Annotated in this window: 11 protein-coding genes; 9 read left to right on the top strand and 2 right to left on the bottom strand. The window is 70.1% G+C overall.

Annotated elements, in window-relative coordinates:
- Window positions 1-418: 418 nt before the first annotated feature.
- A complete protein-coding gene (locus tag ASF43_RS01900; RefSeq protein ID WP_056175876.1) occupies window positions 419-3211 on the top strand; it encodes an AAA family ATPase in 2793 nt (930 codons plus the stop codon).
- 7 nt (window positions 3212-3218) lie between these two features.
- On the opposite strand, the gene ASF43_RS01905 is transcribed toward ASF43_RS01900, so the two are convergent.
- Window positions 3219-3686 (bottom strand): DUF1348 family protein, encoded by a 468-nt coding sequence (locus ASF43_RS01905; RefSeq protein WP_056178000.1) that lies wholly within the window; start codon window positions 3684-3686, stop codon window positions 3219-3221.
- 83 nt (window positions 3687-3769) lie between these two features.
- On the opposite strand from ASF43_RS01905, the gene ASF43_RS01910 reads away from it, so the two are divergent.
- Window positions 3770-4339: a TetR/AcrR family transcriptional regulator gene (locus ASF43_RS01910; protein ID WP_056175879.1), complete on the top strand. Its 570-nt coding sequence runs from the start codon at window positions 3770-3772 to the stop codon at window positions 4337-4339.
- A 111-nt stretch (window positions 4340-4450) separates the two neighbouring features.
- Here the strand turns inward: ASF43_RS01910 and ASF43_RS01915 are convergent, their stop codons facing one another.
- Entirely contained in the window at window positions 4451-6100 is a 1650-nt protein-coding gene (locus tag ASF43_RS01915) for a histidine kinase famiy protein (RefSeq protein WP_304437949.1), read from the bottom strand.
- A gap of 119 nt (window positions 6101-6219) precedes the next feature.
- Here ASF43_RS01915 and ASF43_RS01920 point away from each other — a divergent pair, with 119 nt between their 5' ends.
- From ASF43_RS01920 to ASF43_RS01950, 7 genes are all read left to right on the top strand, one after another.
- The gene (locus tag ASF43_RS01920; RefSeq protein ID WP_162241749.1) at window positions 6220-8913 is read left to right on the top strand and encodes a PAS domain-containing protein; all 2694 of its coding nucleotides are present in this window, start codon (window positions 6220-6222) and stop codon (window positions 8911-8913) included.
- 225 nt (window positions 8914-9138) lie between these two features.
- Complete coding sequence (gene kdpA, locus ASF43_RS01925) at window positions 9139-10836, top strand: potassium-transporting ATPase subunit KdpA (RefSeq protein ID WP_056175885.1); 1698 nt, start codon at window positions 9139-9141, stop codon at window positions 10834-10836.
- Window positions 10837-10846: 10 nt separating this feature from the next.
- The gene (gene kdpB / locus ASF43_RS01930) at window positions 10847-12835 is read left to right on the top strand and encodes a potassium-transporting ATPase subunit KdpB (protein ID WP_056175888.1); all 1989 of its coding nucleotides are present in this window, start codon (window positions 10847-10849) and stop codon (window positions 12833-12835) included.
- A gap of 8 nt (window positions 12836-12843) precedes the next feature.
- A complete protein-coding gene (gene kdpC / locus ASF43_RS01935; protein WP_056175892.1) occupies window positions 12844-13467 on the top strand; it encodes a potassium-transporting ATPase subunit KdpC in 624 nt (207 codons plus the stop codon).
- A gap of 3 nt (window positions 13468-13470) precedes the next feature.
- Entirely contained in the window at window positions 13471-13926 is a 456-nt protein-coding gene (locus ASF43_RS01940; RefSeq protein WP_056175895.1) for a PTS sugar transporter subunit IIA, read from the top strand.
- A gap of 53 nt (window positions 13927-13979) precedes the next feature.
- Entirely contained in the window at window positions 13980-16709 is a 2730-nt protein-coding gene (locus ASF43_RS01945; RefSeq protein ID WP_056175898.1) for a sensor histidine kinase KdpD, read from the top strand.
- Complete coding sequence (locus ASF43_RS01950; protein WP_056175901.1) at window positions 16706-17437, top strand: response regulator; 732 nt, start codon at window positions 16706-16708, stop codon at window positions 17435-17437. The genes ASF43_RS01945 and ASF43_RS01950 overlap by 4 nt, the downstream gene beginning before the upstream one ends.
- The last annotated feature ends 2 nt before the right edge of the window (window positions 17438-17439 follow it).

Consider the following 17439-nt stretch of genomic DNA (forward strand, 5'->3'; position numbering starts at 1 on the left):
CGGCGCGGGGCTCACCGTGGGCTCGCGGCGATGGGGTAGGGGCGCAGCCTGGTATGGGCGGCCACCAGGGCCGCCAAACACTCTGTAACGGTATACATCAATGCATTCCGAGCGAGCAATTGATGCGGTTTCGTCGCGGATCGCTGCGCACACCAGGTCACAGAGGCGCGCTTCGGGGACAGTTGTGGCTGCGACGTTTCGGTCATTCCGCGAACGGTATGCCAGGGCCCGCACTGTGTCCTGAGCAAGTTCTGGGCTTTATCTGAGGCTGGCAAGACACAAGTTCACACTTTCGGCACACTACCGCCGCCTGATTGAAACAAAACGTGCGCGAGATGTTGTGAATTCTGCTTCTGCTGCTCCGATTTCGGGCGAACTCCGGTTCGCAGGCTTCCGCCTCCTCGGGCCGCATGGGCCCTTGCTGGACCAGGGCAGCACCGTCGATCTGCCACGCAAACCGCTCGCCTTGCTGTGGATGCTGGCGGGCCGGGCCGGCGAGGTCGTGACCAAGGACGAGATGCTGGCGCGCGTGTGGCCCGACGTGGTGGTCAGCGAAGGCGTGCTGTCCACCACGCTGCGCGAGCTGCGCGTGGCCCTGGGCGACGACGCGCGCGCGCCGCGCTTCATCGCCACGGCGCACCGCATCGGCTACCGCTTCATCGCGCCTGTGGCGCACCGTTCGCCCGGCAATGCCGGCGTCGTGCCGCAGCCCCCGGTCGAGCGCGTGGCGGCGGACGCTGCGCCGCTGGCCCCGCCCACCATGGACGCCCTGCTGGTGGGCCGGGGCGCCGAGCGCGTCAGGCTGCGCGAGGCCTACCGGCGCGCCGCGGCCGGCCAGCGCCAGGTGCTGTTCATCGCCGGGGAGGCGGGCATCGGCAAGACCCGGCTGGTCGAGTCCTTCCTGGCCGAGCTGGCGGCCAGTCCCGAGGCCAGCGGCGACCTCGTGAGCCACGGCCAGTGCATCGAGCATTTCGGCGCGGGCGAGCCCTACCTGCCGCTGCTCGACGCGGTGACGGCCCTGTGCCGCCAGCGCGGCGGCCGGCCGCTGGTGGCACTGCTGCGCCGGCACGCGCCGGCCTGGGCGGCCCAGATGCCCGGGCTGTTCGGCGCCGAGCCGCCGGGCCCGGCCGACACCGGCGCCGGCGCGGCCCAGCGCATGCCGCGCCAGATGGCCGACGTGGTCGACCTGGCCGCGGCCGACCGCACGCTCGTCCTGGTGTTCGAGGACATGCACTGGAGCGACCCTTCCACGGTGGACTGGCTGGCCATGCTGGCGCGCCGCCGCGAGCGCTCGCGGCTGCTCGTGATCGCCACCTGCCGGCCCGTGGAGCTGGCGGTGCAGGGCCATCCCCTGCAGCAGGTCAAGCGGGACCTGGTGGCGCGGCAGATGGCCCAGGAGCTCGTGCTGGGCCGGCTCGCGGCCCCCGAGGTGCGCGACTACGTGCGCCAGCGCATGCAGGGCCGCGCGGCCGTGCCGGCGCTGGCCGCGGCGGTGTTCCGGCGCTCGCAGGGCCACCCGCTGTTCATGGTGCACATCGCCGACGACCTGCAGCGCCTTCCTGACGGCGCGGGCCTGTCCGGCGAGGTGCCTTCGGGGGTCGGCGAGCTGATCGAGGCCCAGGCGGCCCGCCTGCCGGCCGAGCAGCTGCGCGTGCTGGAGGCGGCCAGCGTGGCCGGCGCCGAGTTCGCCACGGCCGCCGTGGCCGCCGCCCTGCAGATGCCGGCCGAGCAGGCCGAGCAGGTGCTGGAAACGCTGGCGCGCCAGGGCCAGTTCGTCGAGGCCAGGGGGCTGGCCACCTGGCGCGACGGCACCGTCAGTGGCCGCTACGGCTTCCGTCATGACCTGGTGCGCGAGTCGCTGTACCGGCGGCTGGGCAGCGACCGCCGCATGCGCCTGCACGCCGCCATCGCGGCACGCCTGGCACGCGCCTACCAGGGGCACAGCGGCGACATCGCGGCCGAGCTGGCCCTGCATTTCGAGAATGCGCACCAGCCCTGGGAGGCCGCACAGCACCGCATCGACGCGGGCGACAAGGCGCTGCACCGCTACGCCCATCCCGAGGCGCTGGGCCACGCGGCCAAGGGGCTGGCGCTGCTCGCCGCGGCCCCGGCCGACCGGCCGGGCCGGCCGTTGGCCGAGCTGCGCCTGCGCCTGATCGAGGGCGCGGCCCTGCTGACGGTGCGCGGCTACGGCGCGCCCGAGGTGGAGGCCACCTACACGCGCGCGCTGGCGCTGGGCATCGAGCTCAACGACGGCGCGGCCATCGGGCCGGCGCTGTCGGGCCTGTTCAATTCCTACCTGACGCGCGGCGCCTTCGCCCAGGTGCAGCAGATCGCCGACCAGGTGCTGGCGCAGCTGCGCCGCCAGCCCGACGTGGTGCTGGCCATGCTCGCGCACAACGTGCGCGGCACGGCGCAGCTGTTCGTCGGCGGCGCAGCGGCATCGCTGGAGCACGTGGACCAGACGCTGGCCCTGTACGACCCACAGGCGCACCGCCACCTGGCCGCCACCTACGGCGAGGACCCGGCCATCGCCAGCCACCACTACGCGGCCCTGTCGCGCTGGGTGCTGGGTGATGCCGACGCCGCCGAGCACCACCTGCGCGCCGGCTCCGCGCTGGCGTACCGGCTGGAGCACGCGTTCGGCGAAGCGCAGATGCTGTGGGTCGAGTCCGTGATCGCACTGGACGACGGCGACCTGGACCGCGTGGAGCGCGCCACGCGCCGCCTCGATGCCATCTGCGTGGACTGCGGCTACCCGCTGTGGCAGGCGGGCGGCCAGATCCTGCGCGGTGCAGCGCTGGCGGGCCGGGCGCAACACGAGGAGGGCCAGCGCCTGACCGACACGGGCCTGCGGGCCTGGCGCGAGGCCGGCACGCTGCTGACCCTGCCGCACGCCCTGGCGGTCGCCGCGCGCATGCACGGCATGGCCGGCCGGCTGGACGTGGCCCTGGCGGGCGTCGAGGAGGCCCTGGCCATCGCCACGCAGACCGGGGAGCACTGGTACACGGCCGAGCTGCACCGCCTGCACGGCGAGTTGCGGTTGCGGGCCCGGGACGAGGCGTCGGCCCGGGCCTGCTTCGGGCAGGCGCTGCAGCTGGCGCAGGGCCAGCGCGCGGCCTTGTTCGAGTACCGCGCGGCGGCCAGCCTGGCGGCGCTGGGCGCACCGGGCGCCGGCCGTGTGCGGCCGTTGCGCCGCAACGCGGGGTAGCTGGAGTTCACAGACCGAGCTCGGACAAGCCAGGGTGGTCATCCGGGCGACGGCCCAACGGCCAGTGGAACTTGCGCTCGGCCTCCTTGATGGGCATGTCGTTGATGCAGGCGAAGCGTCGCCGCATGAGCCCATTGGCCTCGAACTCCCAGTTCTCGTTTCCATAGGAGCGGAACCAGTTGCCGGCGTCGTCATGCCACTCGTAGGCGTACCGAACGGCGATGCGGTCCTCGCCATGCAGCCAGAGCTCCTTGATGAGCCGGTAGTCGAGCTCCTTCCTCCACTTTCTGTCCAGAAAGGCCTGGGCTTCGGCACGGTTGTCGGCAAACTCCGTCCGATTGCGCCACTTCGTGTCGGGCGTGTAGGCCATGGCGACCTTGGCCGCATCGCGTGTGTTCCAACCGTCTTCGGCCAGGCGGACCTTCTGCACGGCGGTGGCCCGCGAGAAGGGCGGCAGGGGTGGGCGTGATTCCATGATGTCACCTTTCATAAGATGTAGAACGATCTGTCTACATGCAGATGCTAGCCCATGTGGAACGACCTGTCTACAATGGCCGCATGAACACTTCCGAACCAGCGGCAGAGCCATTGCCCCCCAGGGAGCGCATCCTGATGGCGGCCCACGCCCTCTTCTACGGAGAAGGGATCAGGGCAACAGGCGTGGACAGGATCATCGAGCGGTCGGCGGTGAGCAAGGTGACCTTCTATCGCCAGTACGCGAGCAAGGACGAACTGGTGCGGGCGTACCTCGATGACCGGCACGACAAGTGGCTTTCCTGGTTCCGGGCCAACCTGGCGCAAGCCACCGGCCAGGGGGCTTCGGCGGTCGACGCCCTCGTCACGACGCTCAGGATCTGGTTCAGCCAGCCCGACTTCAGGGGTTGCGCGTTTCTCAATGCCGCAGCCGAACTCGGTGCCTCCGATTCCGACATCCTCGCAACCGTCCGTCGGCACAAGGAGGACGTGTCGTCCGTGCTGGAGGAGACGTTGGGCAGCCTTTCGAAGTCGACGGGACGTGCGCTCACGTTGGCGATGGACGGCGCCATCGTCCACGCCCAGATGGGCTACCCCATCCACGGGGTGCTGGAAAGCTTCGAGACAGTCGTTGCCAGGACGCTGCGCGACTGAAGGCGGCGAGCACACTGCCGGCTCGGACCGCCGCACCGTCCGGCTCGTCGTCTCAAGTTTTTTGTGGGCTCAGGGGGCGCTCCGGCAGATCCCGCGTGGGCCGTTGCGCTTTTACTCCACGCCGGACGCACCATCCAGCACTTGCCGAACCTTGTGCGCCAGGTCCTGCGGCAAGAACGGCTTGGAAATCACTGGCAGCTCGGTGCCCCCCAGGTCCGTGCGCTCGATCGAGCTCTCCGCGTAGCCGGTCATCAGCAGGCTGGGCATGTCGGGCCAGCGCCGCTTGGCTTCCCGCGCCAGCATCACGCCGTTCATGCCGCCCGGCATCACGAGGTCGGTCAGCAGGAGGTCGTACGTCTGCAACTCCAGACGCCCCAACGCCTGCGCCGCACTGTGTGTCACATCGGCCTCATAGCCGAAGTCTTCGAGGATCAGGCGAGCCAGGTCCGCCACGTCCTGGCGATCGTCCACGATCAACAAGCGCTCGCTCCCGTGCCGGCGCGGCTGCACTGGCTGCACGGCCACCTTGTCAGGTGCCTCGTCGGCGGCGGGAAAGTACAGGCGCACGGTGGTGCCGACGCCGTCTTCGGAGTAGATGCGCGCGATGCCGCCTGATTGGCGGGCAAACCCATAGACCATGCTCAGGCCCAGCCCGGTTCCGAGCCCTTCCGCTTTGGTCGTGAAGAAAGGGTCCATGGCCCGCGCCGCCACGTCGGGTGACATGCCCGCACCGTTGTCCGTGAAGGAAACGCTGACGTAGCGGCCGGGCAGCAGGGCATCGAAGTGGGTCGCCTGCTGGGCATCGACCTCGACATTCCTGGTCTGCACACTGAACTGCGGCGCGTCGCGGCCCGCCAGCGCATCGCGGGCATTCTGGAAGATGTTGAGGAAGGCCACCTCGGTCTGGGTGGGGTCCAGCCGGCTGTTCCAGACCGCTTGCGCCAGATCCATGCGGACGTCCACACCTGGCAGCGACTGCCGGGCCAGCTCGCGCGTCGACTCGACAAACGAGTTCAGGTTGACCACGCGCCCGTGCAGCTTCTGCTTGCGCGAGAACGCCAGAAGCTGCTGCGTGAGCGCCGTGGCCCGTTCGGCGGCGGCGCGCACTCGTTCGGTGCTGCGCGCGATCTTCTCGCGCGGGGGGCGCGGTTCTTCCAGGGCACGCTGCACGATATCGGTGTGCCCCAGGATCACCTGCAGCAGGTTGTTGAAATCGTGCGCGATCCCGCCCGTCAGCTGGCCCAGCGCTTCCATTTTCTGTGCCTGGCGCAGCCCGTCTTCCGCATCGCGCCTGCGGCTCACGTCGAGCTGCGACGCGAAGAAGTACGTGAGTTCTCCCGACTCATTGAGCACCGGAGAGATGAACAGCGCGTTCCAGAACGCAGAGCCGTCCTTGCGGTAATTGACCAGCTCGACGGCGATCTCCGTGCGCTGCTCGATCGCCGTGCGCACGCGGGAAACGACGGAACGGTCGGTGTCGGGGCCTTGCAGAAAGCGGCAGTTGCCGCCGACGATCTCCTGCGCGCTGTAGCCGGTCATCTCGAGGAACGCCTGGTTCGCAAAGATGATGGGGTTGTCCGGCTGGTGTGGATCTGTCACCAGCATCGGCATGCGGGTGGTCTGTACCGCGGCGAAGAAGACGTTGTGGCCCTCCTTGCTGAGGTCACCTGTAGACGTGTCGAGCACGCGCGTGGCACTGGACTTGTGGATCGGCATCGACTTTTCTCTCAGATTTTTCCTGATACAGCGCTTGGTTTTCAACGAGGCGCCTGTATATGTTGCGGTGCAGACAGAGCGGGTTGGGTAGGACAGCGCAGATTCATGGCGGGGGTTGGATCCAACACGTAAGGCTGTCATGCAGGACCGGCCACAAAGTTGGCATGATGCACGGCACGGCATTTTGGCGGACCGCCCAGCGCGTGCGCGCCCTGGGCTTGCCGACGTCACCTTGGAGGATCAACCTGGACATGCCATCGAACCCTGCGGGGCCCCTGTACAGCGCACCGCCGAACCGTTCGTCGCTGCCAAGTCTGAGTTCCAACGACACCGATCCGTTTTTTGCCGCGGTGGCCGCAACGCCCATGCCCATGGCGATCACCGATTCCAGAAGCTCGGACAACCCCATCGTCTACGTCAACGACGCGTTCTGCCAACTCACCGGTTATAGCCGCGACGAGGTGATCGGCCGCAACTGCCGCTTCCTGCAGGGACCCGGGACCGACGGCGAGGCGCTCGAAACCATCCGCCAGGCGGTGAGTACCCATGCGAAGGCCGAAGCCGACCTGCGCAATTACCGCAAGGACGGCACCGCGTTCTGGAACCGCCTGCGCATCGGGCCCGTGCCGGGCCCGGATGGCGAGGTCGTGTACTTCTACTCCAGCCAGATGGACGTCACGCTGGAGCGCGAGCAGCTGTGGGAGCTGCAGCGCGTCAATGTCGTGCTCACCTCCGAACTGGCCGACCGGACGGCGGCGGTCAAAACCGTCGAGGCGCGGCTGCTGGCCGCTGCCGACTCCGGCAACCTGGGCCTGTGGCAGCTGGATCTGCGGACGCTGGACTTGGTGGCGTCAGGCCATTGCAAGGCGAACTTCGGGCGCAGCGTGAATGAGCCCTTCACCTACCTGGACCTGCAGTCGGCCGTGCACGTGGACGACCAGCAGCGCATGCAGGCCGCGGTGAAGGAGGCAATCGCCAAGGGCAGCGAGTACCGCATCGAGTACCGCATCCAGCGCCCAGACGGTGGCCTGGGATGGGTCCGGATCCTCGGCCGCCTCGAACTGGACGCGCAGGGCAAGCCCAGCTACATGGCCGGCATTTCCCAGGACATCACGGAGGAGATGCTGCTACGCCAGCGGACCGAACTGCTGGAGACGCTGGACCGCGATGTGTTCGGCACCATCGAGGATCCGGCGCAGATTGCCTTTGCCGCATCCTGGGCACTTGGCCGCGTACTGGATGTCAGCCGGGCAGGCTACGGTGTGGTCGACCCGCAGACAGAGACCATCACGATCGGGCGCGACTGGAACGCGCAAGGCATCAGCACCTTGAGCGGCACCCTGCAGTTCCGCGACTTCGGCAGCTACATCGACAACCTCAAGCGCGGCGAGACGGTGATCGTGTCAGATGCGCGCCTGGACGGCAGGACCGTTGCCACCGCAGATGCGCTGGCGAGCATCGATGCGCAGGCGCTGATCAACGTACCCGTGCATGAAAACGGTGCCCTGGTCGCGCTGCTGTACCTGACGCATGCCACAGCTCGCACGTGGACGCCTGAAGAGACGGGGCTGGTGCGGGAGGTCGCGCACCGCATCCGCCAGGCCGTGGAACGGCGCCGCGCCGAGCGGCAACTGCGGGATCTGGCGGCATCACTGGAAGAGCAGGTGCGCGAACGCACGCAGGCCCTGCAGGCGTCGGAGGCCGCCCTGCGCCAGTCGCAGAAGATGGAAGCCGTGGGCCAGCTGACGAGCGGCATCGCCCACGACTTCAACAACCTGCTGGCGGCCATCTCGGGCAGCTTCGAGATGCTGCAGCGCCGACTGCCCAAGCACAAGGACGTGCTGCGCCTGGTCGACATCGGTCGAGCCGCCAGCAAGCGTGCGGCAGCGCTGACGCACAGGCTCCTGGCGTTCTCGCGGCTGCAGCCGCTTGACCCGACGATGGTGCGGGTCAACCAGTTGATCAGCGGATTCCAGGACCTCGTGCGTCGCACCATCGGGCCGCAGATCGCCTTGCGTGTCGAGGCTGAGGCCGACCTCTGGCTCGTGCAAGCCGACCACGCACAGCTTGAGAACGCACTGCTGAACCTGTGCATCAACGCACGCGATGCCATGCCCGATGGAGGGCTGCTCACCATTCGGACCTTCAACTGCAACATCGACGCGGCAGACGCGCAGGCCCACGGCGGCGAGCCCGGCGCGTATGCATGCGTGTGCGTGACGGACAGCGGCGTTGGCATGCCGCCGGACGTGATCGAGCGCGCATTCGATCCCTTCTTCACGACCAAGCCTGTGGGGGTGGGAACGGGTCTGGGTCTGTCGATGGTTTATGGCTTCGCGCGCCAGTCCGGCGGCCGTGTGCGGATCGAATCGAACGTCGGGGCGGGCACCAGCGTCTACCTGTACCTGCCCCGGCACGACGGCGAGGCGGGCCCGGAGACTGCGGCTGCCGGCGGCATCGCGACCACGGCGCCGGCCGCCACGGGCGAGACCATCCTCGTCGTGGACGACGAGGCGGCGATCCGCAGCCTCATGGTGGAAGTGTTGGAAGAAATAGGTTACCGCGTGCTGCAAGCCGCAGATGGGCCCAGCGCGCTGGCTGCATTGGAGGCAGACCCGTCGGTCGTCTTGCTGATCACCGATGTCGGCCTGCCTGGCGGACTGAACGGCAGGCAGGTCGCCGACCGCGCGCGGGCCTTGAGGCCGAATCTGAAGATTCTGGTGGTGACAGGCTACGCCGAGCGGGCCGTGCTGGAGCATGGGCAACTCCGCGCCGAGATGCAGGTGCTGACGAAGCCCTTCGATCTGGGCATCTTCTGCCAGATGGTGCAGTCGCTGGTGTGCTCGGCGCCTGGATAGACGCCGCACGCGAAGCGCAATCGCGTGGTGACGTTCCCCGGCCAGTCGTCGGTTGCAGCCGTACGGCGCTCGTCCACACCGGCCGAATTTACGAAGATTTGACGCCCACCCGCCTGCCGCGAATGGCAATTTGATGCCCTCCCGTCGAACACTGACGGCCGGCACTTTTGCCATGCGACCGCGGATACGACATGCGTTTCTTCGACCCGGACGGAGCCACCCACCATGGCTGAGTCCCTCTTGCTGCTGGCCCTCGTGCTGGCGCTGGCCTGGCCGCTCGGCCACTACCTGGCCGCCGTCATGCGCGGCGACGCAATGCGCAGCGATGCGCTGTTTGCGTGGATCGAGCGGCCGCTGTACCGGCTGCTGGGCACGCACCCGCAGCAGGGCATGACCTGGCGCGGATACGCCGGCGCCTTCCTGCTGTCCAACGCGCTGCTGGCGCTCGCGGTCTGGGTGCTGTTCATGACGCAGGCCTGGCTGCCGCTGAACCCCGACGGCGTGCCCAACATGTCCTGGGACCTGGCGCTGCACACCATGGTCTCGTTCCTCACGAACACCAACCAGCAGCACTACGCGGGCCAGGCCCAGCTGTCCTACCTGTCGCAGATGACGGGCATCGTGGGCCTGCAGGTGGTCACGCCCGTCATGGGCTTGGCCATCGTGGCGGCCACGCTGCGCGGGCTGTTTGGCGGCCGCCAGGCGGCCGGCAGCGAGGCCATCGACGTGGGCAACTACTGGGCCGACGTGGTGCGCGCCACGCTGCGCTTCGTGCTGCCGCTGTGCCTGGCGCTGTCGGCGCTGCTCACCTGGCAGGGCGTGCCCGCCACGCTGGCCGCCGGCCCGGTGGCCAGCCCGGTCGAGGCCAGTGCGGAGTTCAAGGAGCAGAAGATCCCGCTCGGCCCGGTGGCGCCCATGGTGGCCATCAAGCAGCTGGGCAGCAACGGCGGCGGCTGGTACGGCCCGAACAGCGCCGTGCCGCTGGAGAACCCGACGCCGTTGTCCAATTTCATGTCGATGGTGGCCATCGTGCTGATCCCCGTCAGCATCGTCTTCATGGTCGGCCCCTTCACTGGCCGCCGCCGGTTCGGCGCCCTGGTGTTCGGCACCATGCTCACGATGTCGGTGATCTCCTCGGGCCTGGCGCTGTGGTCCGAGGGCTATTCGCGCACCGCCACCGACATCGCGCTCATGGAGGGCAAGGAATTGCGCATCGGCACCGGTGCCTCGGCGCTGTGGGCCTCGCTGACCACGCAGGTCAACAACGGCTCGGTCAACGCCATGCTGGACTCCACCGCGCCACTCACCGGCCTGGTGTCCATGGTCAACATGCTCATCAACGCGGTCTGGGGCGGCGTGGGCTGCGGGCTGCAGCAGTTCATCGTCTACCTGCTGCTGGCGGTGTTCCTGGCCGGCCTGATGACGGGGCGCACGCCCGAGCTGTTCGGTCGCAAGATCGAAGGGCCCGAGGTGCGGCTGCTGGCCGTGCTGGTGCTGCTGCAGCCCGTGGTGATCCTGGGCTTCACGGCGCTCACGCTGGCGCTGCCGGGCGTGGCGGGCATCTCCAACCCGGGCTTTCACGGCATCAGCCAGGTGTTCTACGAATACGTGTCGGCCTTCGCCAACAACGGCTCGGGCTTCGAGGGCCTGGGCGACGCCACGCCGTGGTGGAACGTGACCTGCGCGCTGGTGCTGGCGCTGGGCCGCTACCCGGCGCTGGTGATCCCGCTGGCGATTGCCGCCATGCTGGCCGCCAAGCGGCGCGCGCCGGAAGGTTCGGGCTCGCTGCAGATCGAGAGCCCCACCTTCGCGCTGACGCTGATCGGCATCGTGCTCATCCTCACGCTGCTGCAGTTCATGCCGGTGCTGGTGCTGGGGCCGGTGGCCGACCACCTGTCGCTCACCCCCTTGCTGGCCCGTTGAGGAGATTCCCATGGATGCAATGCAACTGAAGCCGGCCGTGGCCGACGCCTTTCTCAAGCTGGCGCCGCAGCATGCCGTGCGCAACCCCGTGATGGCCGTGGTCTGGCTCGGCACCGTGCTCACTGCCGTGGCCACGCTGGCCGGCTGGACGGGCGCCGGCTTCGGCTGGGCCGTGACCGCCATCCTGTTCCTGACCGTGCTGTTCGCCAACTTCGCCGAGGCTGTGGCAGAAGCGCGTGGCCGCGGCCAGGCCGCCTCGCTGCGGCGTGCGCGCAAGGACCTGGTGGCGCGCCGCCTGCAGGACGGGCACGAGACCAGCGTGCCCGCCGCCGAGCTGCGCCCGGGCGACCTGGTCGTGGTGGAGGAGGGCCAGCTCATCCCCGCCGACGGCGAGATCACCGAAGGCCTGGCCACCATCAACGAGGCCGCCGTCACGGGCGAGTCCGCCCCCGTGCTGCGCGAGTCGGGAACCGACCGGTCCGGCGTGATCGGCGGCACCAAGGTGCTGTCCGACCGCATCGTCGTGCGCGTCACGGCCGAGCCCGGCGCGAGCTTCCTGGACTGCATGATCGCGCTGGTGGAGGGCTCGAACCGGCAGAAGACGCCGAACGAGATCGCGCTCGGAATCCTGCTCATGGTGATGACCGTCACCTTCCTCGCCGTGGTCGTCACGCTGCCCTTCATCGGCGGCTTCGTCGGCGTGCAGATCAATGTCGTGCTGCTGGTGGCGCTGCTGGTGTGCCTGATCCCCACCACCATCGGCGGGCTGCTGCCGGCCATCGGCATCGCGGGCATGAACCGCGCGCTCAAGGCCAATGTGCTGGCCAAGTCCGGCAAGGCCGTCGAAGTGGCGGGCGACGTGGACGTGCTGCTGCTGGACAAGACCGGCACCATCACCTACGGCGACCGCCAGGCCACGGCCTTCCATGCGCTCGCCGGGGTGGACGCATCGCAGCTGCGCCAGGCCGCGCTGCTGGCCTCGCTGGCCGACCCCACGCCCGAGGGCAAGTCCATCGTGAAGCTGGCGCGCGAAAAGGGCGAGCCGCTGGTGGACCCGGCCCAGGCGCACTTCGTGCCGTTCACGGCGCAGACGCGCATGTCCGGTGTAGACGTCGACGAGCGCCAGATCCGCAAGGGCGCCATCGACGCCATCGTGCGCCACGTGCAGTCGCTGGACGGCCGCGCACCGGTCGAGCTGCAGGCGCGCGTGGACGAGGTGGCGCGCAAGGGCGCGACGCCGCTGGTCGTCAGCGACGGGCGCCATGTGCTGGGCGTGATCGAGCTGTCCGACGTGATCAAGCACGGCATCAAGGAGCGCTTCGCCCGGCTGCGCGAGATGGGCGTGAAGACCATCATGATCACGGGCGACAACAAGCTCACGGCGGCCCACATCGCGGCCGAGGCGGGCGTGGACGACTACATCGCCGAGGCCCGGCCCGAGGACAAGCTGGCCCGCATCCGCGCCGAGCAGGCCGGCGGTCGCCTGGTGGCCATGGTGGGCGACGGCACCAACGACGCGCCGGCCCTGGCCCAGGCCGACGTGGGCCTGGCCATGAACTCGGGCACGCAGGCGGCCAAGGAGGCCGGCAACATGGTGGACCTGGACTCCGACCCTGCCAAGCTGCTAGCCGTGGTGGAGATCGGCAAGCAGCAGCTCATCACGCGCGGCGCGCTGACGACCTTCTCGCTGGCCAACGACGTGTCCAAGTACTTCGCCATCCTGCCCGCGCTGTTCGCGGTCGCCATCCCGCAGATGGCGGTGCTCAACGTGATGCAGCTGCACAGCCCGCAGAGCGCGGTGCTGTCGGCGCTGATGTTCAACGCCATCGTCATCCCGGCGCTGATCCCGCTGGCGCTGCGCGGCGTGCGCTTCAAGCCGGCCAGCGCCAACGCGCTGCTGCGCAACAACATGCTGGTCTACGGCGTGGGCGGCGTGCTGCTGCCGTTCGCCGCGATCAAGCTGATCGACCTCGTGCTGGCCGCACTCTTCGCCTTGTGAGACACACCATGAACACCACCACGGCCGCCCTGCGGCCCCCCCTCGACGCCATCCAACCGGCCGGCCACGGCGTGCTGCGCGGGGCCATCGTGCTCACGATCCTCTCTCTGCTGGGCTTCGGCTTCCTGTATGCGCTGGCCGGCGTAGGCATCGGCCAGGCGCTGTTCCCGGCCGCGGCCAACGGCAGCGTGATCGAACGCGGCGGTCGGGTCGTGGGCTCGGCGCTGGTGGCGCAGCCCTTCGTCGGCGAGTCGTACTTCCAGCCGCGCCCGTCCGCCGCAGGCTACGACCCCATGGCGCTGGCAGGCAGCAACCAGGCACGCACCAACCCCGAGTTGCGCAAGCGACTGGCCGAGACGCGCGCCGCCATCGCGCAGCGCGAGGGCGTGGCGCCGGATCAGGTGCCGGGCGAGCTGTTCACGCAGTCGGGCGGCGGCATCGATCCGCACATCAGCCCCGCGGGCGCGGCGATCCAGGTCGCGCGCGTGGCCCGCGTGCGCGGCCTCGCGCCGGATGTGGTGCAGCGTCTGGTGGCCGAGCACACCGAAGCCAGGCAGTTCGGCGTGCTGGGCGCGCCGCGCGTCAACGTGCTGCAACTCAACCTCGCGCTGGACGCGGCCAAGGTGCGCTGAGCCATGGGCACCTTGACCGACTACCTGGACGAGCGGGACATCCTGCTCGACCTGCACGCACGCGACAAGCGCGAACTGTTCGAAGCCGTCGGCACCCACATGGAGGCGCTGCACGGCGTGCCGGCCCACGCCGTGGCCACGGCGCTGCAGCGCCGCGAGTCGGCGGGCACCACGGCCCTGGGCTGCGGCGTGGCGATCCCGCATGCGCGCGTCAGCGGCCTGCGGCAGATCCGCATCGTCTATGCGCGGCTGGCGCCCGCATTGGACTTCGAGACCCCGGACGGCCAACCGGTGTGCGACGTCGTCACGCTGATGGTGCCCACGCCGGCGAGCCAGGCGCACCTGGATGTGCTGGCGCAGGTCGCTTCGCTGTTCTCCGACGCGGCGTTCCGCGCCGCGCTGCACGCGGGCCGGAGCGCCGCGCAGATCCGCCGCAGCTTCGCGCAATGGACCGCCTGAGCGCGGCAGGGCGAGCCGCTATGCTGCGCCTCGCATGACCGGAACAAGGGCCGATGGCAACTGACAACACCGACCAGGCCGACGCGCTGATCGGCGCGCTGCGGCGGCAGGCCGCCGGCCGGCTCACGGTGTTCCTGGGCGCTGCCCCGGGCGTGGGCAAGACCTACGCCATGCTGGCCCGCGCGCGCGAGCTGCACCGCCAGGGCATCGACGTGGTGGTGGGCATCGTCGAGACGCATGGCCGCAGCGAGACGCAGGCCATGCTGGAAGGCCTGCCGCAGCTCGCGCGCAAGCGCGTCGAGTACCAGGGCCGGCTGCTGGACGAGATGGACCTGGACGGCCTGCTGGCGCGCAAGCCCGCCATCGCGCTGGTCGACGAGCTGGCCCACCGCAACGCGCCCGGCAGCCGCCACGAACGCCGCTGGCAGGACGTGGAAGAGCTGCTGGACCTGGGCATCGACGTCTACACCACGGTCAACATCCAGCACCTGGAGAGCCTGAACGACGTGGTGCACCAGATCACTGGCGTGCGCGTCAGCGAGACCGTGCCCGACGCGGTGTTCGAGCGGCTGCGCGACATCCGCCTGGTGGACCTGCCCGCGCGCGAGCTGATCGAGCGGCTGAACCAGGGCAAGGTCTATTTGCCCGAGCAGGCCACGCAGGCGCTGCAGGCCTTCTTCTCGCCGTCCAACCTCACGGCGCTGCGCGAGCTGGCCATGCAGACCGTGGCCGAGCAGGTGGACGCCGACCTGCGCGAGACGCGCACCGCGCGCGGGCTGGCCGGCATCGCGCTGCAGCGCCATGTGCTGATCGCCATCGACGGCCAGGGCCAGTCCGACTACCTGGTGCGCGCCGGCGCCCGCATGGCCGAGCGGCGCGGCGCGCCCTGGTCGGTGGTGACGGTGGACACGGGCCATTCGGCCGACGCCACGCTGCATGCCGACGACCTGGACCGCCACGGCGCGGCGCAGCACGGCACGGCCCAGGCCGGCCAGCAACGCCAGCGCGAGCTGGACAAGGCCTTCGCGCTGGCGCGCAGCCTGGGCGGCGACACCGAGATCCTGCACAACACCGATGTGGTGCAGGCGCTGCTGGACGCGGCCTCGGCGCGCGGCGCCCGGGCCATCGTGATCGGCCGCACGCGCGAGCGGCCGATTGCGCGCATCTTCAACCGCACGCTCACGCAGCAGCTGCTGCAGCGCGGCGCGCGCTACGAGCTGACCATCGTTAGCACGCCGCTGGCACGCCAGCGCGGGCGGCAGCTGCAGGGCCTGGCCGGCGAGCGGCTGGCCCGGCGCGAGACGGCGCTGATCGCGTCGGCCACGCTGGGGGCCATCGGCGCTGCGGCGGCGGCCGAGGAGTTCCTGGGCCTGCAGGAGCTGGCGCCGGTGTTCCTGGTCGCGGTGATGCTGGTGGCCTCGCGCACGCGCATGGCGGCGGCCTTCGTCACGGCGGTGCTGTGCTTCCTGGCGTATGACTTCTTCTTCATCGCGCCGCGCTTCACCTTCCTCATCAGCGCGCCGCGCGGCGTGGCCACGGTGCTGCTGTTCCTGGCCGCGGCCTTGATCGCCGGTCGGCTCGCCTCGCGGCTGCGCATGCAGGTGATCGCGCTGCGCGCCGCCAACGCGCAGGCCACGGCCCTGCAGAACCTGGCGCGGCAACTTTCGAAGGCGGCCGACCTGGGGCAGGTCATCGCGGCCAGCGCGGCCGTGCTGCAGGCCACGCTGCACGCCGAGGCCTGGGTCCGCATCCAGGCCGAGGCCGGCCCGGCAGCAGCGCAAGACATGCTCAGCGACAAGGACCTGGCCGCCGCCGACTGGGCGCAGCGCCACGGCCAGCCCAGCGGCCGCTACACCGACACGCTGGCCCACGCCGGCTGGTGGTTCCTGCCGATCCCGGACGGCGCGCAGACGCTGGGCGTGGTGGGCCTGCGCTTCCCGGCCGGCATGGGCCGGCTGTCGTTCGAGCAGCGGCGCCTGGCCGAGAGCATGACCGAGGACATCGGCCAGGCCGCGGCGCGCGCGCGCCTGGTGGCCGAGCTGGAGGCCGCGCGCGTGGCCGGCGAGACCGAGCGGCTGCGCTCGGCGCTGCTGTCGTCCGTCTCGCACGACCTGCGCTCGCCGCTGGCATCCATGATCGGTGCGGCCGACAGCCTGGCCCACTACGGCCAGGACATGGGGGCAGAGGACCGCAGCAGCCTGCTGGACACCATCCGCGTCGAAGGCGAGCGCCTGGACCGCTACATCCAGAACCTGCTGGACATGACGCGCCTGGGCCAGCAGGGCCTGACGCTGGCGCGCGACTGGATCGGCGTGGACGAGCTGGTGGGCTCGGCCGCGCGCCGGCTGCAGCGCTACGTGCCGGGCTCGCGCGTGGAGACGGACGTGCGGGCCGACCTGGGGCTGATCCACGTGCACCCGGCGCTGATCGAACAGGCGCTGTTCAACGTGATGGAGAACGCGGCCAAGTTCTCGCCGCCGGGCGAGGCGATCCGGGTGCAGGCGCGCCGGGCGGACGACGGGCGCCTGGCGATCGACATCTCCGACCGCGGCCCCGGCATCCCGCCGGACGAGCGGCGCCGCATCTTCGACATGTTCTACAGCGTGGAGCGCGGCGACCGTGGCCGCCAGGGCACGGGCCTGGGGCTCACCATCGTGCAGGGCATCGTGGGCGCGCACATGGGCAGCGTGGAGGCCCTGCCCGGGCCGGGCGGCGCGGGCACCACCATCCGGCTGTGCCTGCCGATGAACCCTGCGGAGCCGGTGGAGACAATCGCAGCATGACGCTCGCTGGCGACCCGACCTCCACCACCCCGGCCGCGCGCGTGCTGGTCATCGACGACGAGCCGCAGATCCGCAAGTTCGTGGACATCAGCCTGCGCTCGCAGGGCTACGCCACGCTGCTGGCCGCCACGGGGCAGGAGGGCCTGGCCCTGCTGGCCAGCAAGGGCGCCGACATCGTGGTGCTGGACCTGGGCCTGCCCGACCTGGACGGGCAGGACGTCTTGAAGGAGCTGCGCCAGTGGTCGCGCGTGCCCGTGATCGTGCTGACCGTGCGCGACGACGAGCAGCAGAAGGTGGCCCTGCTCGACGCCGGCGCCAACGACTACGTGACCAAGCCCTTCGGCATCGCCGAGCTGATGGCGCGCGTGCGGGTGCTGCTGCGCAACGCGGCGCGCGCCGAGGGCGCCGTCGCACCGGCTTACGACGACGGCAGCCTGCGCATCGACCTGGCACGGCGCGAGGTGCTGCTGCACGGCCAGCCCGTCGCGCTGGCGCGCAAGGAATTCGCGCTGCTCGCGCTGCTCGTGCAGCAGCCCGACCGGCTGATCACGCAGACGCAGTTGCTCAAGGAGATGTGGGGCCCGACCCATGCCGACGATGCGCACTACCTGCGCGTGCTGGTGGGCAAGCTGCGGCACAAGCTGGGCGACTCGGCCGCTGCGCCGCGCTACATCGTGACCGAGCCGGGCGTGGGGCTGAAGTTCGTTTCGGAGCGCCCGGCCGGCTGACC

The sequence above is a fragment of the Pseudorhodoferax sp. Leaf267 genome, assembly GCF_001422405.1.
Taxonomy (GTDB): Bacteria; Pseudomonadota; Gammaproteobacteria; order Burkholderiales; family Burkholderiaceae_C; genus Pseudorhodoferax.